At 69.3% G+C, this 24,200-nt stretch carries 25 protein-coding genes and 1 pseudogene; 13 read left to right on the top strand and 13 right to left on the bottom strand.

All coding sequences use genetic code 11. The annotated features are described in order from the left end of the window. Window positions 1-248: 248 nt before the first annotated feature. A complete protein-coding gene (locus tag BM066_RS17390; RefSeq protein ID WP_177218490.1) occupies window positions 249-2,156 on the bottom strand; it encodes an alpha-L-fucosidase in 1,908 nt (635 codons plus the stop codon). A 577-nt stretch (window positions 2,157-2,733) separates the two neighbouring features. Between BM066_RS17390 and BM066_RS17385 the strand changes: the two are divergent. After that, a pseudogene (locus tag BM066_RS17385) lies at window positions 2,734-3,347 on the top strand (type IV secretory system conjugative DNA transfer family protein); the annotation flags it as partial. A 51-nt stretch (window positions 3,348-3,398) separates the two neighbouring features. Then, window positions 3,399-3,629 carry a hypothetical protein gene (locus BM066_RS26050; protein WP_143093755.1) on the top strand — a complete coding sequence of 77 codons (231 nt, stop codon included), beginning with the start codon at window positions 3,399-3,401 and terminating at the stop codon, window positions 3,627-3,629. Window positions 3,630-3,697: 68 nt separating this feature from the next. Here the strand turns inward: BM066_RS26050 and gyrB are convergent, their stop codons facing one another. The 4 genes from gyrB to BM066_RS17370 form a co-directional block, all read right to left on the bottom strand. Then, window positions 3,698-6,118 (bottom strand): DNA topoisomerase (ATP-hydrolyzing) subunit B, encoded by a 2,421-nt coding sequence (gene gyrB / locus BM066_RS17380; RefSeq protein WP_089929717.1) that lies wholly within the window; start codon window positions 6,116-6,118, stop codon window positions 3,698-3,700. A 56-nt stretch (window positions 6,119-6,174) separates the two neighbouring features. After that, window positions 6,175-7,338: a DNA replication/repair protein RecF gene (recF, locus tag BM066_RS17375; RefSeq protein ID WP_089929711.1), complete on the bottom strand. Its 1,164-nt coding sequence runs from the start codon at window positions 7,336-7,338 to the stop codon at window positions 6,175-6,177. Window positions 7,339-7,382: 44 nt separating this feature from the next. Next, window positions 7,383-7,538, bottom strand: coding sequence for a hypothetical protein (locus tag BM066_RS26530; RefSeq protein WP_018060985.1), 156 nt, complete (start codon window positions 7,536-7,538; stop codon window positions 7,383-7,385). Between the two features lie 97 nt (window positions 7,539-7,635). Next, window positions 7,636-8,010, bottom strand: coding sequence for a VOC family protein (locus BM066_RS17370; protein WP_089929710.1), 375 nt, complete (start codon window positions 8,008-8,010; stop codon window positions 7,636-7,638). Window positions 8,011-8,190: 180 nt separating this feature from the next. Between BM066_RS17370 and BM066_RS27075 the strand changes: the two genes are divergently transcribed. Beyond that, entirely contained in the window at window positions 8,191-8,319 is a 129-nt protein-coding gene (locus BM066_RS27075) for a hypothetical protein (protein ID WP_255367635.1), read from the top strand. A 199-nt stretch (window positions 8,320-8,518) separates the two neighbouring features. On the opposite strand, the gene dnaN is transcribed toward BM066_RS27075, so the two are convergent. Together dnaN and msrA are read right to left on the bottom strand one after the other, a co-directional pair. Beyond that, complete coding sequence (gene dnaN / locus BM066_RS17365; protein ID WP_018061044.1) at window positions 8,519-9,637, bottom strand: DNA polymerase III subunit beta; 1,119 nt, start codon at window positions 9,635-9,637, stop codon at window positions 8,519-8,521. 161 nt (window positions 9,638-9,798) lie between these two features. Further along, the gene (msrA, locus tag BM066_RS17360; protein ID WP_089929709.1) at window positions 9,799-10,317 is read right to left on the bottom strand and encodes a peptide-methionine (S)-S-oxide reductase MsrA; all 519 of its coding nucleotides are present in this window, start codon (window positions 10,315-10,317) and stop codon (window positions 9,799-9,801) included. Between the two features lie 96 nt (window positions 10,318-10,413). Here msrA and BM066_RS17355 point away from each other — a divergent pair, with 96 nt between their 5' ends. After that, window positions 10,414-10,884, top strand: coding sequence for a low molecular weight protein-tyrosine-phosphatase (locus BM066_RS17355; RefSeq protein ID WP_255367634.1), 471 nt, complete (start codon window positions 10,414-10,416; stop codon window positions 10,882-10,884). Window positions 10,885-11,040: 156 nt separating this feature from the next. On the opposite strand, the gene grpE is transcribed toward BM066_RS17355, so the two are convergent. After that, entirely contained in the window at window positions 11,041-11,676 is a 636-nt protein-coding gene (gene grpE / locus BM066_RS17350; RefSeq protein ID WP_089929707.1) for a nucleotide exchange factor GrpE, read from the bottom strand. 8 nt (window positions 11,677-11,684) lie between these two features. Beyond that, entirely contained in the window at window positions 11,685-12,761 is a 1,077-nt protein-coding gene (hrcA, locus tag BM066_RS17345) for a heat-inducible transcriptional repressor HrcA (protein ID WP_089929716.1), read from the bottom strand. Between the two features lie 123 nt (window positions 12,762-12,884). Here hrcA and rph point away from each other — a divergent pair, with 123 nt between their 5' ends. Beyond that, the gene (gene rph, locus BM066_RS17340; protein WP_089929706.1) at window positions 12,885-13,604 is read left to right on the top strand and encodes a ribonuclease PH; all 720 of its coding nucleotides are present in this window, start codon (window positions 12,885-12,887) and stop codon (window positions 13,602-13,604) included. 168 nt (window positions 13,605-13,772) lie between these two features. Here rph and BM066_RS17335 read toward each other — a convergent pair whose 3' ends face one another. The 3 genes from BM066_RS17335 to BM066_RS17325 form a co-directional block, all read right to left on the bottom strand. Continuing rightward, the gene (locus tag BM066_RS17335) at window positions 13,773-14,003 is read right to left on the bottom strand and encodes a helix-turn-helix domain-containing protein (protein ID WP_018061092.1); all 231 of its coding nucleotides are present in this window, start codon (window positions 14,001-14,003) and stop codon (window positions 13,773-13,775) included. Between the two features lie 23 nt (window positions 14,004-14,026). Beyond that, window positions 14,027-14,560, bottom strand: coding sequence for a DUF2975 domain-containing protein (locus BM066_RS17330; protein ID WP_089929705.1), 534 nt, complete (start codon window positions 14,558-14,560; stop codon window positions 14,027-14,029). A 338-nt stretch (window positions 14,561-14,898) separates the two neighbouring features. Next, complete coding sequence (locus BM066_RS17325) at window positions 14,899-15,489, bottom strand: glutathione S-transferase N-terminal domain-containing protein (RefSeq protein WP_089929704.1); 591 nt, start codon at window positions 15,487-15,489, stop codon at window positions 14,899-14,901. Window positions 15,490-15,516: 27 nt separating this feature from the next. Between BM066_RS17325 and rdgB the strand changes: the two genes are divergently transcribed. The 5 genes from rdgB to BM066_RS17300 all read left to right on the top strand — a co-directional run bounded on the left by rdgB (window position 15,517) and on the right by BM066_RS17300 (window position 19,602). After that, a complete protein-coding gene (gene rdgB, locus BM066_RS17320; protein WP_089929703.1) occupies window positions 15,517-16,122 on the top strand; it encodes an RdgB/HAM1 family non-canonical purine NTP pyrophosphatase in 606 nt (201 codons plus the stop codon). Window positions 16,123-16,259: 137 nt separating this feature from the next. After that, window positions 16,260-17,423: a radical SAM family heme chaperone HemW gene (gene hemW / locus BM066_RS17315; RefSeq protein WP_255367633.1), complete on the top strand. Its 1,164-nt coding sequence runs from the start codon at window positions 16,260-16,262 to the stop codon at window positions 17,421-17,423. Window positions 17,424-17,480: 57 nt separating this feature from the next. Beyond that, the gene (gene rsmI / locus BM066_RS17310; protein WP_089929701.1) at window positions 17,481-18,350 is read left to right on the top strand and encodes a 16S rRNA (cytidine(1402)-2'-O)-methyltransferase; all 870 of its coding nucleotides are present in this window, start codon (window positions 17,481-17,483) and stop codon (window positions 18,348-18,350) included. Continuing rightward, a complete protein-coding gene (locus tag BM066_RS17305) occupies window positions 18,347-18,790 on the top strand; it encodes a YraN family protein (RefSeq protein WP_089929700.1) in 444 nt (147 codons plus the stop codon). Before rsmI ends, BM066_RS17305 begins: the two co-directional genes overlap by 4 nt. Then, entirely contained in the window at window positions 18,787-19,602 is an 816-nt protein-coding gene (locus BM066_RS17300; RefSeq protein WP_089929699.1) for a SirB1 family protein, read from the top strand. Before BM066_RS17305 ends, BM066_RS17300 begins: the two co-directional genes overlap by 4 nt. Before the next feature lie 34 nt (window positions 19,603-19,636). Here BM066_RS17300 and BM066_RS17295 read toward each other — a convergent pair whose 3' ends face one another. After that, entirely contained in the window at window positions 19,637-20,098 is a 462-nt protein-coding gene (locus tag BM066_RS17295; protein WP_255367632.1) for a MarR family winged helix-turn-helix transcriptional regulator, read from the bottom strand. Between the two features lie 173 nt (window positions 20,099-20,271). Between BM066_RS17295 and BM066_RS17290 the strand changes: the two genes are divergently transcribed. The 3 genes from BM066_RS17290 to BM066_RS17280 all read left to right on the top strand — a co-directional run bounded on the left by BM066_RS17290 (window position 20,272) and on the right by BM066_RS17280 (window position 23,564). Next, a complete protein-coding gene (locus tag BM066_RS17290; RefSeq protein WP_089929697.1) occupies window positions 20,272-20,847 on the top strand; it encodes a hypothetical protein in 576 nt (191 codons plus the stop codon). 89 nt (window positions 20,848-20,936) lie between these two features. Further along, window positions 20,937-21,884, top strand: coding sequence for a glutathione synthase (gshB, locus tag BM066_RS17285; RefSeq protein WP_089929696.1), 948 nt, complete (start codon window positions 20,937-20,939; stop codon window positions 21,882-21,884). 129 nt (window positions 21,885-22,013) lie between these two features. Beyond that, on the top strand, window positions 22,014-23,564 hold the full coding sequence (locus BM066_RS17280) for a YifB family Mg chelatase-like AAA ATPase (RefSeq protein ID WP_089929695.1): 1,551 nt from the start codon (window positions 22,014-22,016) through the stop codon (window positions 23,562-23,564). Window positions 23,565-24,200 lie beyond the last annotated feature (636 nt).

Here is a 24,200-nt window from a genome sequence, read left to right as displayed (position 1 = left end):
GTGGCGAGACAGTTGGCCTAGTGGCCTACAGTCGTCAGCTCGGCGAGTTCCCGCAGCGCAGCATGGGCAACTTCCGCTTCGCGGCGCCAGTTGGCGACCTTCTCTTCAGTATCCGGAGATACCGAGCCGCATCTTTTTACGTCGTCGAGGGTCGCCCCATGAAGTGCGAGCGGCGATGCGGCCGAACCCCTGCGGGCCTGGCATGGCGGCGGCGCTCGAACCGTGATTTCGTGCGCCGCCCGGGGTCTTCATCGGGCCTGCAGGATCGCGAGCTCGGTGAAGGCAAGCCGAGAGGCGCCAGTGGCGATGCGCGGGAAGGAGAAGCGTAGGAAGCGCGTGCTCACCGCAGCCGGGAGCGGCACATTCTGCGCCTGCCGAGAATTGGCGATATTGGAAAACTCCCCGCTCTGGACGGGCCGCCAAGCGGACCCGTCGATGCTTTGCTCGAGCACATAGGCCGCGGGCGGTCCGGATGGATGCGCCAGGTCGCCGAGCGGCGTCAGCACGAAGCCGTCGACCTTCTCGGTTCCGCCCAGGTCCATCACGAGGCTTGCCGGCGCCCCGGCGATCCACGGCGTTTTCTCGCTGCCGTCGAACAGAATTTCCGCTCCGGGCGCGCTCGCCGAAACCACCTTCAAACGGCTGCGATCCAGCACCGCCGCGCCGCCCGACCGCGCCAGTGACAAGGGTTTGGGCGAAACGCTGCGGAACAGGGAAATTTCGGTGATCGCCGGGCAGGCCGGCGCCTCGACGATACGCAGCCGCAACCGCCGCGGCGCGATCGGCTGCGCCAGGCGGATGATCCGCTGGGCGCCGATCGCCTCCTTATTGGCGATTTCCTGCCATCCGGAGCCGAGATCGGCGTCGAGCGCGAAACGGGTGACGCGCACGCCGAGCGCCAGATTCTCACGCAGCCGGATAAGGTCGAACCGCGTGCCGGGCCGCAGATCCAGGATCAACGACGGGGTGAGGTCCGTGTCGGGCGTGCTCCAATAGGTCTCGCGATTGCCGTCGAGCACCTTGTCGGGCGTGAAGCCTGGGCCGCGATTGGCCGAGGCCGTGGCGACCGCACCCTTCGCCAGATCGCGCGCGAAGCTCGCGCGAAGCGCGTCTCCGAAAGCGGTGAGTGAGGCCACGTCCACCTCGGGGACGCGTCCCCGCCGATCGGGCGTCAGGTTGAGGATGAGATTGGTGCCTCGGGCGACGGACTCGTCGAACAGCTTCGTCAACCGCTGCGGGTCTTTGACCTGGCTGTCCTCGCTTGCATGATAGAACCAGCCGGGCCGGATCGAGGTGTTGGTCTCGGCCGGCCACCACAGTTCCGCGCCACGCACGCCCGAATGTCCGTTCGGATGGTTCCACGGGGCCTTGGGCATGGTCGGCCAGCAGGGGTCGCCAGCGACGCCGCCTTCGTTTCCGACCCAGCGTATGTCGGACTCGAACGGCTCCATCGTGCAGGCCATGGGCTGGAGCGAATGGACCAGCGCCACGACGGACTTCCAGTCGTAATATTTCGGCGCATCGATGGTGCGCGTCTCGCGCGCGCCGCCGTAATAGCCGTCGCCGCCATTGGCGCCGTCGAACCAGACTTCGTAGAGCGACCCGTAGTTGGTGCACAGGTCGGTGAGTTGCGCGCGAAAATAGTCGATATAAGCGGGCCGGCCATATTCGGGATGATTGCGATCCCAGGGCGACAGATAGACGCCGAAGGCGATCCCGCCGCGGGCGCAAGCGTCCGCGAACTCACGCACGATGTCGCCCTTGCCGTTCTTGTAGGGGCTGTTGCGAATGCAATGCTCGGTGAGCGGCGTCGGCCAAAGACAGAAGCCGTCATGATGCTTGGCGGTAAGCACCAGGCCGTGAAGATTGCCGGCCTTGCAGGCCGCCACGATCTGATCGGCGTCGAAATCGGTGGGATCGAAGATCTTCGGATCCTCGTCGCCATAACCCCATTCCTTGTCCGTGAACGTGTTCACGGTGAAGTGGATGAAGGCGTACATTTCACGGCGGTGCCAAGCCAGTTGCCGCGCGCTCGGCAATGCGCCCCAGGGCTTCGGTGCATGGGCCCGTACGCTCGCGCGCGCCAAACCGGTTCCCGTCAACGAAAGCGCCATGCTCCCGCCCAGCATCATCCGACGATCCAGTCCCTGGGCCATGATCATTTCCATCACACTGTTTGAACGGGGACGGCGCGCCGGCCGTCCTGGCTGTAGCGCCCCAAGGACGGCTATCCGGCTGCGTCAGGCGGCGCGCAAGCTCGTGAACTTCCCATGTCCGTGCGCTCCCCAAGACGCCAACCTGACGCAATCAAGTCGACGCCGCCCTAGCAAGGGAGTTGCATATTTAAAATAAAATTTACCCATGGATCAACAGCGATCAGATTTTCACCTGGGAGGTGGTGCGGTCGGCTAATTTGTTAAGCCGCCAATTGAACGGCGCTGGCGATGTAGCCCCTGTCGGAAAAGCGGACTTGGCCTGGTAAGTCCAGGACCTTTCGGTACGAAAGCTCTGACCTTCGGCTTCGCGCCCGGGATCCCGCGACGAACCCTGGACGCTCTTGCGAGCGCCGGCCGCGCGGTCTCCCGCTCAAGGAACGCTCCGATCGAACCTCATCGACCAAGGCGCGCCAATGCCTGGCGCCAGCAGATCATCGATCAGGTCCAAGCGGTCATCGCGCTTCGCGCGATGGCTCTTTTGCTTGCCTTCCCCCAGAAAGCGGGGTGGGCGGCGCGCCGATCGCACTGGGAAAAAACCAGCCACAGCCTGCTGGTCGGCGCGATCCTCCACGTCCTCTACGCCGAGGAGGAAAAGACCCTGGCGCGGGTGGTCGCCACCTTCCTCTCCGGTCCCCAGCGCTCGTTCGCCCACACGCTGCGGCGGATGATGGCCACCAACCATCTGGGCACGCCCGACGCGCCCAGGGTTCACCCCGTGGTGGCGAGCGCGGCCCGGGAGGTTCTGAACAAGTCGGAGAACGAACGCGGCGGCGTGCTCTCCACCGCCATGTCGTTCCTGGGGCTCTACCGCGACCCGACCGTGGCCCTGACCACCAGCGCCTGCGACTGGCGCATCGCCGACCTCGTCGACGCCCTGTCGCCCGTCACCCTTTACCTGGTCATCCCCCGTCCGACATCTCCCGCACCAAGCCTCTGGTGCGGCTTGTGCTCAACCAAATCGGCCGCCGCCTGACCGAGCGCCTGGAGGGAGATCCGGCCAAGAGCCGCAAGCATCAGCTGCTGATGATGCTCGACGAGTTTCCAGCGCTTGGACGGTTGGATTTCTTCGAGACGGCCCTGGCCTTCATGGCCGGGTACGGCATCCGCGCCTACCTGATCGCCCAGTCCCTTGTGTAACCCCCTCATCGCGGGATGTACCGTTTGCTGAATGGATCGCGCGAGATGGCGGTGACCGGCGGCGTCAAAGCCGGCGAAAACCGAGACGCCCGGCCGTGGATAGGGATTTTCTGCGAACAACAGATAGAGAAGCTCGCGGGCCCGGTCGCGAGAGATGCGGTTATTAAAAAGGGTGTTGTCGGTTTCCTGAAACTCAGCGCACCGCCAGTTACAGACCATGTGGCTGCGCTCAAAGCGCCGCGGACCCAGCCTGCGGTCCAGTTCTCAAATGCGTGACGCGCAGTCTCATCTATCGTGCATCAATTCTCGTCTATCGTGACGCGGACCATCTGGATCGCGACGCCCTAGACGTCCACCTCGGCGTCCAGCGCGTTCTCCTGGATGAACTCGCGCCGCGGTTCGACCAGGTCGCCCATCAGGCGGCTGAACATGTCGTCGGCGTCGTCGGCGTGGTTGACGCGGACCTGCAGCAGGGTGCGGGCCTCGACGTCCAGGGTGGTTTCCCACAGCTGGTCGGGGTTCATCTCGCCCAGGCCCTTGTAGCGCTGGATCGACAGGCCCTTGCGGCCGGCGTCCAGGACCGCGCCCACCAGGTCGAGCGGGCCGCGCACGGTGGTCGACTTGTCCTTGCGACGGAAGATCGCCGAGCCCGAGAACACCTCGGCCAGGGCGCCGGCCCGTTCGGCCAGGCGGCGGGCGTCGGCGGCGTGCAGCAGGCCGTCGTCCAGCACCACGCTCTCGGTGACGCCGCGGCGGATGCGCTTGAACACATAGGCGGTGTCGCCGCGCTCGCCCGACCATGGGCCGTCGCCTTCTTCCGCATACAGATCGAGGCGCCTGGCGGCGGCGGCGATGTCGGGCGTGTCGCCGAACAGGCCGGCCAGGGCCGCCTGCTCGATGGCGAAGGCCGGGGCGCGCTGCGACAGGCGGTCGATATTGCCCTTGGCCTGGCGACACAGCTGGACCAGGGCCAGCAGGTCCGCTCCGGTGCGGCGCTCGCCCGACGGCAGGTCCAGCTCGGCGCCGTCGACGCCCTCGTCGACCAGGAAGGCGTCCATCTCGCTGTCGTCCTTCAGGTAGCGCGACGACTTGCCCTTGGCGGCCTTATAGAGCGGCGGCTGGGCGATGTAGATGTAGCCGCGCTCGATCAGCTCCGGCATCTGGCGATAGAAGAAGGTCAGCAACAGGGTGCGGATGTGGGCGCCGTCGACGTCGGCGTCGGTCATCAGCACGATCTTGTGGTAGCGCACCTTGTCGGGGTTGAAGTCGTCGCGGCCGATGCCGGCCCCGAGGGCGGTGATCAGGGTGCCGATCTGGTCGGACGACAGCATCTTGTCGAACCGCGCCCGCTCGACGTTGAGGATCTTGCCGCGCAGTGGCAGCACCGCCTGGTTGTCGCGGTTGCGGGCCTGCTTGGCCGAGCCGCCGGCCGAGTCGCCCTCGACGATGAAGATCTCGGACTTGGCCGGGTCGCGCTCGGAGCAGTCGGCCAGCTTGCCGGGCAGCGAGGTGATGTCGAGCGCGCTCTTGCGGCGGGTCAGTTCGCGGGCCTTGCGGGCCGCTTCACGGGCGGCGGCGGCTTCGGCGATCTTGCTGACGATGGCCTTGGCCTCGTTCGGATGCTCCTCGAACCAGGTGGCCAGGCCCTCCTGCACCAGACTCTCGACGGCCGGGCGCACTTCGGACGAGACCAGCTTGTCCTTGGTCTGAGAGCTGAACTTGGGATCGGGCACCTTGACCGACAGCACGCAGGTCAGGCCTTCGCGGGCGTCCTCGCCCCCGACATTGACCTTTTCCTTCTTGGTGATGCCCGAGCTCTCGGCGTAGTTGGTGATGATCCGCGTCAGCGCGCCGCGGAACGCCGACAGGTGCGTGCCGCCATCCCGCTGCGGGATGTTGTTGGTGAAGCACAGCATGTGCTCGTGGTAGCTGTCGTTCCACCAGACGGCCAGGTCGACCTCGACCTTGTCCTTGCGGCCGCGGATGACGATCGGGGTCTTCAGCAGCGGGGTCTTGGCCTTGTCGAGGTGGCGCACGAAGGCCTCGATGCCGCCCTCGTAGTGCAGTTTCTCGACCCACGGCTCGGCGTCGCGGTCGTCCTTGAACCAGATGGTGACGCCCGAGTTCAGGAAGGCCAGCTCGCGCAGGCGGTGCTCCAGGGTCTTCCGGTCGAACTCGATGAAGGCGAAGGTGTCCTTGGACGGGAAGAAGGTCACCTCGGTGCCGGTCAGCACCTCGCCGGCCTTGGGACCGTCGGCGCGGACGGGCGAGTCGCCGGTTTCCTTCAACGAGGTCACCGCGTCGCCGCGCTCGAAGCGCATCTGGTGGCTGCGGCCGTTGCGGTGGATCTTCAGCTCCAGCCAGTCGCTGAGCGCGTTGACCACCGAGACGCCCACGCCGTGCAGGCCGCCCGAGACCTTGTAGCTGTTCTGGTCGAACTTACCGCCGGCGTGCAGCTGGGTCATGATGACCTCGGCCGCGCTGACGCCCTCGCCCTCGTGGATGTCGACCGGGATGCCGCGGCCGTCGTCGGTGACCGTCACCGAGCCGTCGGCGTTGAGGATCACCTCCACCTTGGTGGCATGACCGGCCAGGGCCTCGTCGATGGCGTTGTCGACCACCTCGTAGACCATGTGGTGCAGGCCCGAGCCGTCGTCGGTGTCGCCGATGTACATGCCGGGGCGCTTGCGCACCGCGTCCAGGCCCTTGAGCACCTTGATGGAGTCGGCGCTGTACTCGCCGGTCATCACCTCGGGGGCCGACATTTCCGAACCGTCGGCGGTGGTGAGGTGGTCTTCGGGCTGGCCCTTGGTCTCTTCGGTCATACGTCTTCCAATGCGGTCAGGCCGAGTTCGCTGACGCGAACGCCGAGAGCCCGACCTTTCAGATGGTCGAACAGCGACTCGTCGGTGCCTGTCAGAAAAGCCTGCAGGCCGAGCGCCGTGATTTCGTCGGCCAGGGCGGCCCGCCTTTTCAGGTCGAGATGCGCGGCGACTTCGTCGAGCAACAATATAGGATTCGGCGCGTCGTTCGCACGCGAAAGTCGCGCCGCCTGGGCCAAAACCAGGTTCAGAATCAGCGCTTTCTGCTCGCCCGTCGAACATTCCGCGGCGGGACGGTCCTTGTCGACGTGGTGGATGGCCAGATCGCCCCGGTGCGGGCCGGTCAGGGCCCGTCCGGCGGCCCCGTCGCGGAGGCGGGCGGCGGCCAGGGCGGCGGCCAGCCTAGCCTCGATTTCGGGCGTCTCGACCCCGTCCAGCGCCATCTTCTCCCACTCGCCGGCCAGGGCCAGGCGGGCGCGGGGGAAGGGGCGGTCGCCGCGACCGTCGATCTCGGCCTGCAGGGCCAGCAGGGTGCGGGCCCGGGCCGCGGCCATCAGGGCCCCGGCCTGGCCCAGCCGGGCCTCCAGGGCGGTCAGCCAGATGGCGTCGGCCTGCTGGCCGCTCTCAACGGCGTCGGTCAGCAGGCGCATGCGCTCGCGCTGGGCCTTGTCGTAGGCGTTGGCGTGGCGGGCGTGGTCGGGCTCGCCGGCGAACACCAGGCGGTCGAAGAACTTGCGGCGCTCGCCGGCCGCCTCGAGGAACAGCCGGTCCTGGGCCGGGGTCAGCCAGATCGGCCGGACATGGTCGGCCAGCCGGCCGGGCGGCACGGTCTCGCCCTCAATGCGGACAACGCGGCGGGCCGCGCCGGCCAGCTCGACCCCCGTGCCCAGGCGCACCGGCTCGTCTTCGCCGCTTTCCGCCTCGGCGGCGACGGCCCAGGCGCGGCCCGTGGCCTCGCCGGGCAAGCGCCGGCCGACCTCGGTCAGGCCGGCGCCGCGCAGGCCCTTGCCCGGCGACAGCAGGCTGATGGCCTCCAGCAGGTTGGTCTTGCCCGCCCCATTGGCCCCGAACAGGTAGACGCTGGCCCCGTCGGGACGCAGCTGCGCGCGCTCGTACGAGCGGAAGTCGGTCAGGGTCAGCGAAAGAAGGGCGGCGCGGCTCACCTGCGCCTTCTAGCCTATTCGGGCCGCAGGTCTAAATCCGCCGGTCAGCCCAGTTCGCGGCGTCGGCCCGTCGCGGCGTGGGCCACCAGGCGGGCGGGGTGGCGCAGGGCGTGGGCCAGGTGCGGCCCGGCCACCAGGGCCATGGCCCAGGCCGCGCCGCTGAAGAGGATCGCGACGATACGTTCACTGGCCACGCGCATGGCGGACTCCCTGCAAGACTGCGGGCAGTTCGCGCCTGGATCGTGGCGCGCGCGGGTGAGAATGACGGCCGAATCTTGGCTTTCGACCGGTTCGGCCTCAGCCGAATTTGTAGCCGCACAGCTTGTTGCCATCCAGGTCGCGGAAATAGGCGAAATAGGCCCCGGGCATCCGCTCGCCGGGCGGGCCCTCGCAGGTTCCGCCCAGCTCGATCGCCTTGGCGTGGAAGGCGTCGACCGCCTCGCGGCTCTCGAAGTCGAAGCCGCCCATCGTGCCGTTGCCAACGCAGGCCGGTTCGCCGTCATACGGGCCCAGAACCCCGAACAGTCCTGTGCCCTTGCCGCGATAGAGCCGGCCGCCCGAGGGGTGCTCGTAGACGCCGCTCATGCCGATCGAGCCGAGCAAGGCGTCGTAGAACGCCTTGGCCGTCTCCAACCTGTTGGACCCCACCGTCATGTAGCTGACCCTGGCCATGCGCGCCTCTTCCCGTTTTCTTATGCAACGGAGGCTAGCACGGGCGGCGAGGCGGGCAAGGGCGTGGCCTTCGAACTTTGGGTCCGGTTTCACGCCCAGGTCGTCTCCCGATACTGGAAGTTGCTTGCGCGATCCCGAGTCATTGCCCTGAATAGCGGTAACACGTTCCGGGGAGGGAACATGAAACTCAAGGCTCTGGGCGCTTCGCGCCAATGGTGGCAGACCAATCCCGAACTCGGCATCGCGACCGGGTGGGCGGTGATCTGCGGCGGGCTGTGGCTGGTGGTGCGGGTTTTGGGTGTCGGCTAGAGGCCGGTTTTTTACCCGCCAGCAACTTGCCCCCACCTGACCGCTTCGCGGTCTGTCCGCCCCCTAGGGGGCGGAGCGCTCTTCCTTCTTTGGGGGAAGACGGTCGCGGAGCGACCCCTAGGGGGCGAGTGACGAGACCGCACGGCAAAACGGGCGCCCGCGGCGCCCGTTTCCTGAACGATCGGAGCCTGTACGGCCCCTACACCCGCAGCGGCATCAGCACGTATTTGACGCCCGGATCGGTCGGGTCGACCACGAGGGTCGGGCTGGCCGGGTCGGCGAAGCGGAACTCGGCGATCGGGCCGCCGATCTGGCCGCAGACGTCCAGCAGGTAGCGGGCGTTGAAGCCGATTTCGAAGGCCTCGCCGTCATAGTCGACCTCGACCTCCTCGACGGCCTGGCCGGCTTCCATGTTGCGCACCGTCAGGGTGATGCGGCCCGGTTCGACGGCCAGCTTCACCGAGCGGCTCTTCTCGGCCGAGATGGTGGCCACCCGGTCGACGGCCTTGGCGAACAGGTCGTTGTCCAGGGTCAGGATCTTGGCGTTGTCGCGCGGGATGACGCGCAGATAGTCCGGGAAGGCGCCGTCGATGACCTTGGAGGTCAGGGCCGCGCGGCCGAACTCGAAGCGGATCTTCTGGGCGCTGATCTGCAGGTCGACCTGCTCGCCGGCCGATTCCATCAGGCGGCGGGCTTCCTGGATAGTCTTGCGCGGCACGATGACGCCCGGCAGGCCGACCGAGCCTTCCGGGGCGTCCATCTCGGCCAGGGCCAGGCGGTGGCCGTCGGTGGCCACGGCGCGCAGCTTGGTCACGCCGCCGTCGTTGACGGTGTGGAGATAGAGGCCGTTCAGATAGTAGCGGGTCTCTTCGGTCGAGATCGCGAAGCGGGTCTTGTCGATCAGCCGGATCAGCTCGTTGGTATCGACCGAGATGCGGCCCGACAGGCCGTCGCTGCTCATCACCGGGAAGTCGCCGGCCGGCAGGACCGGCAGGTTGAAGCGCGAACGGCCGGCCTGAATCACCAGGCGCGGGTCGTCGCCGCTGAAGCTGAGCGAGACGTCCGAGCCGTCGGGCAGCTTGCGGACGATTTCATACAGGGTGTGGGCCGGGGCGGTGATCTGGCCGGGCTGGTCGATCTGGGCCAGGCCCTCGTCGATGATCTCCATGTCCAGGTCGGTGGCCGAGAACGACAGGGTGTCACGATCGGCCGACAGCAGGATGTTCGACAGGATCGGGATGGTGTTGCGGCGTTCCACGACGCTCTGCACGTGACCCAGCGCCTTCAGCAGCGCCGCCCGCTCGATGGTAAGCTTCATATCTCGGTCCAGGTCCCAGGGCCGCTGCCGACAGAGAGAATCCCCCGCGGCCCCGCAATGAATGGACTTGCGACATTAGCGTAATCGCGCCGCTGGGGAAGAGGGGGCGCGCGACGGGGTGCGGCGAAATGCGCACCCCGCGATGCGGGACCGATCAGGACCTAGACGGCCGCCGCGCGCTCGGCCTTGGTCGGCAGCGTCCAGCCTGGTCGGATGAAGTGGCAGGTGTAGCCGTTGGGGATTCGCTCCAGATAGTCCTGGTGCTCCGGTTCGGCCTCCCAGAACGGGCCGGCGGGGGCGATCTCGGTCACCACCTTGCCGGGCCACAGGCCGGAGGCGTCGACGTCCTCGATGGTCTCCTCGGCGACCTGTTTCTGGGCGTCGCTGGTGTAGAAGATCGCCGAGCGATAGCTCGCGCCGATGTCGTTGCCCTGGCGGTTCAGGGTGGTCGGGTCGTGGATCTGGAAGAAGAACTCCAGGATCCGGCGATAGCTGATCACGGCGGGATCGAAGATGATCTCGATCGCCTCGGCGTGGGTCCCGTGGTTGCGATAGGTGGCGTTGGGCACGTCGCCGCCGGAATAGCCGACGCGGGTCTTCAGCACGCCGGGATAGCGGCGCAGCAGGTCCTGGACGCCCCAGAAGCAGCCGCCGGCGAGGATCGCGGTTTCGGTGGTCATGGGAAGACGGCCTTTCGTCAGGGGAGGGGGCGAGGCTACATGTTGGGCCTGCCGGGGCCGCGCGCAAGCGGCCCGTTCCGTTCCGAAAGGTCGTCCGTGAAGCGCGCCGCCGTCCTGTTCGTCTGCCTGGGCAACATCTGTCGCTCGCCCCTGGCCGAGGCCGCCTTCCGCCAGGAGGCCGAGCGGCGCGGGCTGGACGTCGAGATCGATTCGGCCGGCACCGGGACCTGGCACGTGGGCCATCCGCCCGACCGCCGAGCCCAGGCCGTGGCCCTGCGGCAGGGGATCGACATTTCCGGCTACCGCGGGCGGCGGGTGACGCCCGAGGACTTCCGGCGCTTCACCCACGTGGTGGCGCTGGATCGCGACAACCTGGCGGACCTTAAGCGGATCCGGCCGTCCGACGGCACGGCCGAGCTGCTGTTGCTGCTGGACGTGGTCGAGGGGCGCCAGGGCAAGTCGGTGGCCGATCCCTACCTCGGCGACGAGGCCGGATTCGACGTGACCTGGGCGGATGCGGTGGCGGGGGCCAAGGGGCTGGCGGATCGGATCGCGCGGGAGGACTGAAGACTCTCTCCACGCAACAAAGGTTGTCATCCCGGAAAGCGCCCGGCGCTTGTCCGGGATCCAGGCGAACCGCACCGCTGCAGTCCAGTCCCCTGGATCCCGGACAGCCTCTGCGAGGCTTCCGGGATGACAACCCAATGGCAGCCGAGGCTGGGTTTACGCCTTCGTATCGAACGCCCCGCCCGTGTCGGCCTCGGTGCTGGCGTACGGGTTGGCCGCGCCCGCCGTCGGCTCGGCCGGGGCGTCCGGGCCCTTCGAGCCCTTGGCGGCCACGGCGACCATGGCCGGGCGGACCAGGCGGCCCATCAGCTCGTAGCCGGCCTGCAGCACCTGGATGACGCCGCCGGCGGCGACCTCGTCCGAAGGCTGCTCCATCACCGCCTGGTGCAGGTGGGGGTCGAACTTCTCGCCCTTGCCGGGGTCGATCTTCTTCAGGCCATTGCGCTCGAAGGCGCCCAGCAGCTCCTTCTCGGTCATCTCGACGCCGATGATGAAGTTGCTGACCGCCGCGTCCTGCGACTCGCGGGGGCTGTGGGCCGTGGCGCGCGACAGGTTGTCGGCCACGCCCAGCAGGTCGCGGGCGAATTTCTGGATCGCGTAGGCGCGGGCGTCGTTCATCTCGCGCTCGGCCCGGCGCTTGGTGTTCTCCGCGTCGGCCGCGTAGCGCAGGGCCTGGTCCTTCAGGGCGGCCACTTCCAGCTTCAGCGCCTCGATTTCCTGCGACGCGTCTTCCCAAGAACCCTTGGCGGCCTCGAAGGCCACGTCTTCGGCCGGCGGTTGTTCGTCGGTCATCTCGTCCTCTATCCGTCCATCATCCGGCCGAGCACGCGGGCGGTGTAGTCCACCAGCGGGATCACCCGGGCATAGTTTAACCGGGTGGGGCCGATCACGCCGATCGCCCCCAGCACCTTCTGTCGGCCCGTCATATAGGGCGCCGCGATCAGGGAGGAACCCGAAAGCGAAAAGAGTCGCGTTTCGGCCCCGATGAAAATGCGCACGCCCTCGGCGGCCCGCACGTCGTCCAGCAGGCCGATCAGCTGGCCCTTCTGCTCCAGGTCGTCGAACAGCCGCCGCACGCGCTCCAGGTCCTCGCGGGCGCTGGCGTCGGCCAGCAGGTTCGCACGGCCCCGGACGATCAGGGCGCGATCGGCGTCGTCGCCGCCGCTCCAGGCGGCCAAGCCGTCCTCGACCAAACGCGCCGCGGTGGCGTCCAGTTCACGTCGGGCCGCGTCCAGTTCGGCGGCCATCTCGACCTTGGCCTCGTTCAGGGTGCGGCCGCGCAGGCGGGCGTTGAGGAAGTTGGAGGCCTCCTGCAGCGAGGCGGGCGTGACGCCGGCCGCGCGCCGCATCAGCCGGTTCTCGACCGTGCCGTCGTCGAACACCATGATCGCCAGGGCCTGGTCGGCGCCCAGGGCCACGAACTCCACGTGCTTGACCCCGCCTTCGCGGACCGGCGCGACCACCACCCCGGCCCCGCCGGCCAGGCCCGACAGGATGGCGCTGGCCTCGCCCATCGCCTCCTCGAACGAGCGACCGTGGGCGAACAGGCGCGATTCGATGATCCGCCGCTCGTCTTCGCCGATGTCGCCCACCTCCAGCAGGCCGTCGACGAACATCCGCAGGCCCGCATGGGTGGGGATGCGGCCGGCGCTGGTGTGGGGGGCGTCCAGCAGGCCCAGCTGGGCCAGGTCCTGCATGGTGTTGCGGATCGAGGCCGGCGACAGGGCCACCCCGCCGCGCGAAATGGTCCGCGATCCGACGGGTTCGCCGGTTTCGAGATAGGATTCGACCACCCGCCGGAAGATGTCGCGGGCGCGGGCGTCCAGGTCCGTAAGGCTGGGAGTCTGAGCGGAAAACCCCGAAAACAGCTGTGTCATGTCGCCTTCGAACGCGCCCGCCAAGGGCTCTCGGATTGCTTCCTCGGGTTTCGACGGGATTGGACGACCGTCTTAACTAGGATAAGCGGCCCCATCCTATCACGCAAAGCCCCGGAGTTTCCCATGCGTCCGTCCGAACGCGCCCCAGACCAGACGCGCGAAGTCACGCTGGAGACCGGCGTCAACCGCTATGCCGAGGGCTCGTGCCTGGTCAGCTTCGGCCACACCAAGGTGCTGGTCACCGCCACGGTCGAGGAGAGCGTCCCGGGCTGGATGCGCAACAAGGGCGCCGGCTGGGTCACGGCCGAGTACGGCATGCTTCCCCGGGCTACGCATACGCGCGGTCGCCGTGAAGCCGCGCAGGGCAAGCAGAGCGGCCGCACCCAGGAGATCCAGCGCCTGATCGGCCGCTCCCTGCGCGCCGTCGTCGACATGAAGGCCCTGGGCGAGCGCCAGATCAGCCTGGACTGCGACGTCATCCAGGCCGACGGCGGCACCCGCACCGCCGCCATCACCGGCGCCTGGGTCGCCCTGCGCATCGCGGTCAACTACCTGATCGAGGAGGGCGTGCTGAAGACCGACCCGATCCTGGGCCAGGTGGCGGCGGTCTCGTGCGGCGTGTTCAAGGACACCCCGGTGCTGGACCTCGACTACGAGGAAGACAGCCAGGCCGAGGCCGACAGCAACTTCGTGCTGACCGACGCCGGCGACATCGTCGAGGTCCAGGCCACCGGCGAGAAGCGCGGCTTCACCCGCGGCGAGTTCGACGCCCTGTTCGCCCTGGCGGAAAAGGGCATCGGCGAGCTGTTCGTGAAGCAGCGGCAAGCGGTTTCGGGGAAGTAAGCCCCATCCCCTCTTCCTTTGCGGGAGAGGGTGGCCTCCGAAGGAGGTCGGGGGTCGAAAGACAGAACCGCCGCGATCAGCCTCAGGGTCGGTCGCGGCGATTTTCGTTTGAGAAACCCCTCATTCGCCAGCTTCGCCGACACCTTCTCCCGCAGGGGGAGAAGGGTTCTAATCCTCCTCGTGCGCCTCGCCCGGGCCCGGCTCGTAGGTCATCAAATCCCCCGGCTGGCACTCCAGTTCGCGGCACAGGGCGTCCAGGGTGGTGAAGCGCACGGCGCGGGCCTTGCCGGTCTTGAGGATCGACAGGTTGGCGATGGTCACGCCGACCCGGTCCGACAGTTCGGTCAGCGACATCCGCCTTTCCAGCAGGATGCGGTCCAGTTGCACGCGGATGGCCATGGGGTTCTCTCGTCTCCGCGTCGTCAGATTGTCAGTTCGGCCTCCCGGCGAAGGCGCGCGCCCTCGCGGAAGACCTCGGCCAGAACGAACACCACCAGGACCGGGAACCAGGCGCTCAGGCTGAATGAGCCGTCGACGACCTTGGTGTCCGGCGCCAGCCACTTGGCCAGGGCGGCGAAGATGTAGTGGCCGATCTCCAGGGCCGCCAGGACCAGCCCCACCACCCGCAGGCGGCGGACGTTGTCGGGATGGAACGGATCGCCGGCGGTCAGGGTGGAGAACACCCGCCGCAGGCGCTCGACGATCACCATCCAGCCGCCGGACAGCAGCGCCCAGGCGCCCAGGGCCCCGGCGAACAGCGGTCCCTTGCTGATCAGCTCGTCGATCGAGCTGCCGATGTGCAGTTTCGAGGTGATCAGTTCGGGGTTGAAGCTGAGCAGCAGCACGGCGACCGTGAAGATCGCCAGCAGGCTGACCCAGACCCACAGGCCCACATAGATCACGTCGAGAATAATCTTCAGGAAACTCGATACCGAGCCAGGCCCCAAGGCGCGCATCCGCTCTTCCCCTCACGCAGAAACGCCGACCATGCCCCGGCGGATCGGGACCGGTCAAAGGCGAGCTGGACCCCGGGTCAGAACGTCTTGATCGCGAAGGTCACGGCGGCGAGCGGCAGACCGGCGATCAACGTCAGCGTGGCCATGCGGGTGGCGACGGCGTCGACGATGCGGAACAGTCTGGCGGCGGACATGGCGGGCCTTCGGGTCGGGTGCGGGACCGCGCCAGCATGGCGTGTCTCCCAGGGCCCGAAGATAGGGAGCGATTCCGCCGTCGCCAATGTTGCTTATCGATAAACGATATTAAACTTTAGCAATGATCGCGCTCACCGAACGGATTATGCGAGGTGTGGCGCCGTGGCCACCATCGCGGCGCGGCGGCTGGCGATTTCGTGCCAGGCGGCGAGGTTCGGGCGACCTTCGCGCCAGTCCATCACCCGGCGAGCGTCCAGGTAGTCCAGCTGGGCGGCGACCGCGATCTCGCCGATCTCGAAACGGTCGGACGGCGGCGTCCGGCGCTCCAGCAGGTCGAGGGCGGCGACCAGCGCGGCGGCCTGGCGGTCGAACAGGTCCTGGCGATGCGGCCCGTCGCGCAGGCGTTCGCGGACGATGGCCAGGGCCGCGTCGCCCATGCCGTCGGCCATGGCCTGGGCGGTCAGGGCGGCCCAGCGGTCCGGACCGGCGGCGGGGGTCAGGGTCTTGCCGGCCAGATGTTCCAGATACTCGCAGATCACCGGGGAGTCGAAGATCGGCTGGCCGTCCTCGAGGACCAGCACGGGGACCTTCGACAGCGGGTTGATCGCCCGCACGCTCTCGTCGGTGTAGGGACTGGCGAGCGTCAACGCCAGTCGGTCGGCCAGGCCCAGTTCGAAAGCGACCACGCGAACCTTGCGGGCGAAGGGCGACATGGGGGAGTAGAGAAGCTGCATGATCTTGTCCCGGAAAGGAGCCGCGCGATGACGCTGAAGCTGGAAGCTGGACTTAGGCTCGTCGCGGCCACGCACAACCCCGGCAAGGCCAAGGAGCTGGCCGCCCTGCTGGACGGCCGGTTCGAGGTGCTGGCGGCCGGGACCCTGGGCCTGCCCGAGCCGGACGAGACCGAGACGACCTTCGTCGGCAACGCCCTGCTCAAGGCCCGCCACGCCGCCGACCTGTCGGGCCAGATCGCCCTGGCCGACGATTCGGGCCTGTCGGTCGCGGCGCTGGACGGCGCGCCGGGGATCTATTCGGCCCGCTGGGCCGGGCCGAACAAGGACTTCGCCCTGGCCATGGACAAGGTCGCCGAGCGGATCGAGGAGACGGGCTCGGAGGACCGCGCCGCCTGGTTCACCTGCGCCCTGGCCGTGGCCTGGCCGAACGGCGGGCCGGCGGTGGTCGTGCAGGGCGAGGTCCACGGGACCCTGACCTTCCCGCCGCGCGGCGACCGCGGCTTCGGCTATGACCCGATCTTCATCCCGACGGGCTTCGACCAGACCTTCGGCGAGATGGAGCCCGCCGCCAAGGACGCCATGAGCCACCGGGCCGTGGCGTTCGAGAAACTGAAGGCGGCGCTGTTTGAATAGGACCCTCTCGTTGTCATCCCGGAAGCCTCGCAGAGGCTGTCCGGGATCCAGGGGACTGGGCATATGCGGTGCGGTTCACCTGGGTCCCGGACAAGCGCTGCGCGCTTTCCGGGATGACAACCTTTTGGGGTGCGAAGGTGACTAGCGCTTCCCCCCTCGGCGTCCCCCCGCTCGGCGTCTACGTCCACTGGCCCTACTGCTCGCGCATCTGCCCCTATTGCGACTTCAACGTCGTGCGCGACCGGGGGCGGACCGACGAGCAGGCGGCGCTGGCCGACGCGATCGTCGCCGATCTGACGGCCCAGCGGGCCCTGACCGGCCCGCGCCGCCTGCTGTCGATCTTCTTCGGCGGCGGCACGCCCTCGCTGATGGACCCCGCCCAGGTGGCCCGGGTGATCGAGGCCGCCAGGGCGCTGTGGACCCCGGCCGACGACCTGGAGATCAGCCTCGAGGCCAATCCGACCGACGCCGAGGCCGACCGCTTCGAGGCCCTGGCGGCGGCGGGCGTGGCGCGGCTGTCGCTGGGGGTCCAGGCGCTGGACGACGCGGCCCTGGCCCTGCTGGGCCGCAACCACGACGCCGGCTCGGCCCGGCGGGCGATCGCCGTGGCGGCCCGGGCCTTTCCGCGCCTGTCGGCCGACCTGATCTACGCCCGCCCCGGCCAGACGGTCGAGGCCTGGACGCGCGAGCTGGGCGAGCTGCTGGCCCTGGGCCCCGAGCACGTCTCGCCCTACCAGCTGACCATCGAGCCCGGCACCGCCTTCGACCGCGCGGTGGGACGGGGCAAGCTGGTCGTGCCCGACGAGGACCTGGCCGCCGCCCTGTTCGAGACCACCCAGGCCGTGCTGGAGGCCGCCGGCTTCGACGCCTACGAGGTTTCCAACCACGCCCGGGGCGAGGCGGCCCGCTCGCGCCACAACCTGGTCTACTGGCGCGGCCGCGACTATGTCGGCGTCGGGCCGGGCGCCCACGGCCGCCTGACCCTGCCCGACGGCAAGCTGGCCACCACGGCCCGGCGCGGGATCGCCGACTATGTCCGCGCGGTCGCCGAAACCGGCGTCGGCTTCGAGCGCGAAATCCTCACCGCCCTGGAGGCCGCCGAGGAGCGCCTGCTGCTGGGCCTGCGGATCGACGACGGCGTGAGTTTCGCCGAGATCGCCGCCCTGGAGCTGTCGCCGGACACGCCGAAGGTGAAATCTCTGGTGGAGTCCGGCCTCCTGGCCGATGATCCGCTGCGCTTGCGCGCCACCCGATCCGGACGTCTGGTGCTGGACCGGCTGACAGGAACGCTCGCGACCTGATAACCCTTGTATGCGCGCCGCTTCGTGGGCGCTCAGTCCGCGTCGGAAAGTCCGCCCTTGAGCCGTCAGCCTGCCCCGCCCGCCCTGTCCGACGCGCCGCTGGCGCCCGGGCTGTACCTGGTGGCCACGCCGATCGGGAACCTGCGCGACATCACCCTGCGGGCCCTGGACGTGCTGAACGGCTGCGACGTCCTGCTGGCCGAGGACACCCGCGTGTCGGGCAAGCTGCTGGCCGCCTACGCCATCTCCAAGCGGCTGCAGCGCTATGACGAGCACGTCGCCGACCGCGAGACGCCGCGTCTCCTGGAGCGGCTGGCGGCCGGCGAGCGGATCGCCCTGGTCTCGGACGCCGGCACGCCGATGGTCTCCGATCCCGGCCTGCGCCTGGCCCAGGCGGCGATCGCGGCCGGCCTGCCGGTGTTCCCGATCCCCGGCGCCTCGGCGGCCCTGGCCGCCCTGACCCTGGCCGGCCTGCCAACCGACCGCTTCCTGTTCGCCGGCTTCCCGCCGACCAAGACCGCCGCCCGCAAGGCGTTCTTCGAGGAGCTGGCCCATGTCCGCGCCACCCTGATCTTCTACGAAGGCGCCTCGCGGGTGGCCGACAGCCTGGCCGACATGGCCGCCGTGTTCGGTCCGCGGCCCGGCGCGGTGGCCCGCGAGCTGACCAAGCTCTATGAGACCTGCGTCCGCGGCTCGTTGGACGTCCTGGCCGCCGATCCCCGGTTCGAGACGCCCAAGGGCGAGATCGTCATCCTGGTCGGGCCGGGCGAGGACGAGGTCGCCAGCGCCGACGACGCCGAGGCCGCCCTGCGCGAGGCCATGGCCCGCCTGCCGCTGGGCGAGGCCGCCTCGGAGGTGGCCAAGGCCCTGGGGCTGTCGCGCAAGGACCTCTACCGCCAGGCCCTGGCGATGAAGGAGGCCGGATGAGCGTCGTCCGCCCCGCCCGCCCCGAACGCCAGGCCCAGCGGCGGGCTCAAAGGCAGGCCCGGGGAACGGCCGCGCGGCTGTCGGGGCGTCGGGCCGAGGTGATCGCGGCCCTGTGGCTGATGGCCAAGGGCTATCGCATCCTCGGCTTCCGCCTGGCCACCCCGCTGGGCGAGATCGACCTGCTGGCGCAACGCGGCGGCGTGCTGGCCGTTGTGGAGGTCAAGAGCAGGACCAGTCTGGAGGCGGCGCTGGAAGCGGTGACCTACGAGCAGCGGGCCCGTCTGCGTCGCGCCGGCGCGCACGTCGCCGCGCACCGCGCCGGCCTGCGCGGCGCGGTCGTCCGCCTGGACCTGATCGCCCTGGCCCCCGGCCGTCGTCCGCGTCATGTTCCCGATGCTTGGCCTAATAGCTGGCCCAAGGGCTGGAACGGCGATCAATGACGCGGGAAGAGGCCGAAACCCTGCTGACCGAGGCCGGCGAGCGTTCGGACAAGGCCTTCCCGCTGTTCGAGGCCGCCCTGGCCTGCGCCGTGCACGACGACCCCGACCGCGACCTGGCCCCCGTGCTCGACATGGCCAAGGCCTCGATCGACCGGCTGACCGAGCGGCTGAAGGGCGAGTCGCCGGAAGAGGCCCTGGCCGAGACCATGGCCGGCGACCTGCGGCTGTCGGGCGACCTGATCACCTACGACCATCCCGACAACGCCGACGTGGTCGCCGTGGCCGAACGGCGCAAGGGCCTGCCCGTCACCCTGGGGGTGTTCTACCTGCACGCTGGCCGGGCCTGCGGCCTGGACCTGCACGGCGTCGACTTCCCGGGCCACTTCCTGCTGCGCATCGAGACCGAGGAGGGGCCGCTGGCCCTGGACCCGTTCAGCGAGGGCCGGGTGGTGCTGCCGTCCGAGCTGTCGCGCCGGGCCTTGCGCACCGGCCTGATGCCCGACGTCGCCGCCAAGCTGGACGTGCTGATGAGCCCGATTTCGGACCGGGCCGTGCTGATCCGCCTGCAGAACAACATCTTCGCCCGCGCCCAGCAGGCCCGCGACTGGGCCCGGGCCGAGCGCTCGGCCCTGCGCCGCGCCCTGCTCGACCCCACCGACCACCACCCCTGGCTGGACGTCGCCGCCGCCCGCGAGGGCCAGGGGGCGCTGGCCGGCGCCCTGCAGGCCCTGTCGCGCGCCCAGGTCCTGGACGGCGGCGCGGCCATCGCGGCGCGGGCGGCGCGCGAGCGGATGCGGCTGAGGCTGAACTAGCGACGGCTGGGCGCGCCGCAGGGGCATGTCCCGGTCACTGCTCCGGCCGTTCCGTCACGAACCGCGCGACCGAATCCCGGAAGGCCTGCACGTCCTTGTTCAGCTGGATCAGCCTCTCGACGCTCATCCCCGCCGACTGGAACAGCGTCTGGCCGAGGCACGCGCTGCGGGCCTGCATGTCGCGGCCGTGGTCGGTCAGGCTGACGACCACCTGGCGCTCGTCGGCCGGATTGCGCTCGCGCGACAGCAGGCCCGCGGCCTCCATGCGCTTGACCAGCGGCGTGACGTTGCTCGAATCCAGGCCCAGCCGTTCGGCGATCGCGCCGACGCTCTGGCCGTCGACTTCCCACAGCGCGCTCAGCACCAGGTACTGGGGATAGGTGATCTCCAGCGCGTCGAGCAGCGGCTTGTAGGCGCGGTTGATCGCCAGGCTGGCTCCGTACAGCGAGAAGCACAGCTGGTCGTCGAGCGTGAGCGAGCGGGCGGTCTTCGGCACGGGAGGCTCCTGGGAACGCATCCGCCTTAGCTAAAAATACCTGTCGTGACAAATAATGACTCGACAGGGGTCCGGTTCGCCGGATAGATCAAATTGTATGTCACGACATAAAATGTCGCGACATCATAAGGGCCGCGATCTGTTGCGGCGCACCCCCTTCAATGGAGCCTCCCATGACCAAGGACATCACCACCTCGCGCGCCGGCGCCGGCGCGCTCGTGCGCTACTATCTTCTGCGCGCCGTCGTGGCCGCCGCCTGGGTGGCCGCCGCCTTCACGCTCGGAACGTCCAGCGCCGTCGTCGCGGGCCTGTTGCTGGTGCTCTATCCGGCCTGGGACGCCTTCGCCAACGCGCGGGACGCCAGCGCCAACGGCGGCTTCCGCGCCAACGTCCCCCAGGCCCTCAACGCCGTCGTCAGCGCCGCGGTCGCCCTGGGCGTGCTGGCCGCCCTGCGCCTCGACCCGCGCCTGGTGCTGGTGCTGTTCGGCGTCTGGGCGGTCCTCTCGGGACTGCTGCAACTGGCTGTCGGCCTGCGCCGGTGGCGGACCTACGGCGCCCAGTGGGCGATGGTGCTGAGCGGCGCCCAGTCAGCCTTGGCGGGCGGGTTCTTCGTCAGCCGCGCCGCCGCGCCCGCCGTCGCGCCGGTCCTCGCCGTCGTCGCGCCCTATGCGGCGTTCGGGGCGTTCTACTTCCTGCTCTCGGCGATCCTGCTGGCCCTGAAGACCCGCCGGCGCGCTGAAACCGCCTGACCTGCGTGTCCTGGATCGTGGTCGACCCTCGCATTCGCGGCCGGGCCGCCTTAACTAGGCAGTCGCGCCCAAGCCAGTCCGGAGCCCCCATGTCGCTGAGAGTCGCCGTCCAGATGGACCCCGTGCTGGGGATCAATATCGAAACCGACACCACCTTCCTGATGATGTGGGAGGCCCAGCAGCGCGGCCATCGGCTGTGGTTCTACACCCCCGACAAGCTGTCGATGGAGGACGGCAGGGTGTTCGCCCGCGCCCAGCCGCTGAAGCTGACCAAGACCCAAGGCGCCCACGCCGAGCTGGGCGAGGCGGTGCTGCTCGACATGAAGGACGACGTCGACGTGGTGCTGATGCGCCAGGATCCGCCGTTCGACATGGCCTATATCACCGCCACGCACTTCCTGGAGAAGGTCCACCCCCACACGCTGGTGGTCAACAATCCGGCGGAAGTGCGTAACGCGCCGGAGAAGCTGTTCGTCACCGACTTCCCGGGCGTCCAGCCGCCGACCCTGATCACCAGCGACCACGAGGCGATCTACGACTTCCGCGCCCGGCACGGCGACATCGTGCTCAAGCCGCTCTACGGCGGCGGCGGTTCGGGCGTGGCGCGGCTGCTGGCCGACGACCCCAACCTGGACGCCCTGCTGGAGCTGCACGCCATGATCGGCCGCGAGCAGGTGATCGCCCAGAAATTCGTCCCGGCCGTGAGCAAGGGCGACAAGCGCATCCTGCTGGTGCACGGCGAACCGGTGGGCGCGGTCAACCGCGTGCCGGCCGCCGGCCAGGTGCGCTCGAACCTCCGCGTCGGCGGCCGGGCCGAGGCCGTCGAGCTGACGACGCGCGACCTGGAGCTCTGCGCGATCATCGGCCCGGAACTGAAGAAGCGCGGCCTGCTGTTCGTCGGCATCGACGTGATCGGAGAGTACCTGACCGAGATCAACGTCACCTCGCCGACCGGGGCCCAGCAGCTCAAGCGGTTCGGCGGCGCCGACGCCGCCGCGATCCTCTGGGATCGGATCGCCGAGCTCAGCTCCACCTGAGGGTGAGGAGCGTCGGCTAGATATCTGAATCGTCACACTTTCCTGAAACGTTCGTTTTTCGTTCTTGCTCCGCTCCAACGGCCATGCTTGGCTTGTGGATAAAACCGTGGGCAAGGGAGCGGAAAACCAATGGCGGCAAAGGTCGTCACGGTGGCGTTCGAAGGCGTCGAGGCGCGCCGAGTCGACGTCGAGGTGCAACTGACGGGCGGCGCCCAGGTGATGGTCGTCGTCGGCCTGGGCGACAAGGCGGTGGCCGAGAGCAAGGAGCGGGTGCGCGGAGCATTCGCCGGCCTGGGCCTGGCCCTGCCGCCCAAGCGCATCGTCGCCAACCTGGCCCCGGCCGACATGCCCAAGGAGGGCTCGCACTACGACCTGCCGATCGCCCTGGCGGTGATGGCGGCCATGGGCGTGATCCCGATCGACGCGCTCGACGGCTGGGCGGCGATGGGCGAACTGTCCTTGGACGGACGGATCGCGGCCTGCGCCGGGGCCCTGCCGGCCGCCATGGCGGCGGGGGCGATGGACCTGGGCCTGATCTGTCCCGAGGCCTGCGGGCCGGAAGCCGCCTGGGCGGGCGGCACGCGGATCCTGGCCCCGCGCTCGCTGGTGGCGCTGATCAACCACTTCCGCGGCGGCCAGATCCTGTCGGCCCCATCGCCCGGCCCGGTGGTCGAGGGCGAGGCGGTCAAGGACTTGCGCGACGTCAAGGGCCAGGAGCACGCCAAGCGGGCGCTGGAGATCGCCGCGGCCGGTTCGCACAACCTGCTGTTCTGCGGCCCGCCGGGCTCGGGCAAGTCGATGCTGGCCCAGCGCCTGCCGGGGCTGCTGCCGCCCCTCAGCTCGCATGAACTGCTGGAGACCTCGATGGTCCATTCGGTGGCGGGGCTGATCGCCAAGGGAACCCTGACCCGGGCCCGGCCCTATCGCGCCCCGCACCACAGCGCCTCGATGGCCGCCCTGACCGGCGGCGGGCTGAAGGCCAAGCCCGGCGAGGTGTCGCTGGCCCACAACGGCGTGCTGTTCCTGGACGAACTGCCCGAATTCGGGGTCCAGGCCCTCGATAGCCTGCGCGGGCCGCTGGAAACCGGCGAGGTGATGGTGGCGCGGGCCAACGCCCATGTGCGCTATCCGGCCCGGGTGCAGCTGGTGGCGGCGATGAACCCTTGCCGCTGCGGCCATGGCGGGACTGGGCGCGGGGCGTGCGGCAAGGCCCCGCGCTGCCTTCGCGACTACCAGGGCCGGGTCAGCGGGCCGCTGATGGACCGCATCGACCTGGCGGTCGACATGCCCGCCGTCACCGCCGCCGACCTGGCCCTGCCGCCGCCGTCCGAAGGCACGGCCGAGGTCGCCGCCCGGGTCGCTCGGGCCCGGCGGCTGCAGCTGGAGCGGGCCGAGGCGATCGACAATGCGCCGGCCGGCGCCGAGGCGCTGAACGGCCGGGCCGAGGGGCGCTACCTGGAAAGGATCGCCGATCTCGACGAAGCCGGGCGCGGCCTGCTGGCCCGCGCCGCCGAGGCCGGCCAGATCAGCGCCCGGGGCTGGACCCGCGTCCTGCGCCTAGCTCGCACCATCGCCGACCTGGAAGGCGCGGCCGGCGTCCGCCGCGTGCACGTGGCCGAGGCCCTGGCCCACCGCCGGACCAGCGCCCTGGGCGCGGCGGCCGGCGAGGGCGTGTTCTAAGAAGAGGACGCGCGCTCACGCCTGCGCGTCGGCCGGCTTGCAGGGCGCTGCGGGTGAGTGCGTGTCCCCCAAGTCGGCCGCTGCGCCTGGAATCTGGGCTCCCGGAATGATCGTTCGGCGCCGTGGACGACGGTGGGGACGCGCACTCCCCCGATGGTCCGGGATCGATTTTCCGAGGCCTTGCCGTGAGTGCGCGTCCCCGGTGGGGCGTCTGTCCCCGGCGGATAGCGAGCAGAGTTCAGCAATTTCAGGCGCTTGAACTTTCTCGACCCCAATCTGTCCCCACCCCTTCAAACCACCCCCATACTGACCTCACCTGAAGGCACGGGGAGGGCGCGAGGCCAGCGACCGATGCGGTCTTCAGGGGTGGACGAGCGGGGCTTGTCGGCGGCGCGTGAGTTTGCGGTCGGCGAGCTTAATCAGAGGGCGAGGGACGTAAGCTCGCCCATCGGGGTCTTCGCTGGAAGATCCCGCCCGTCGTGGGGTTCGCTCCGGTCCTGGTCGGCTCACTCCCGCCTCTGAAATCAAGCGGTGCACAGATCCAGCGGGAACCACCGGGTGGGGTGAAGGGCGGAAAAGGCCCGCGCGCCCCGGCCTTGCGGATAACGGCTCCACGCGAAGCGCCTGACTTCGTCG

The sequence above is a fragment of the Caulobacter sp. UNC279MFTsu5.1 genome (genome assembly GCF_900114015.1).
Taxonomy (GTDB): domain Bacteria; phylum Pseudomonadota; class Alphaproteobacteria; order Caulobacterales; family Caulobacteraceae; genus Caulobacter.
Note: the sequence above shows the minus strand (reverse complement) of the source record. Positions and strands in the feature narration are given on the sequence as shown.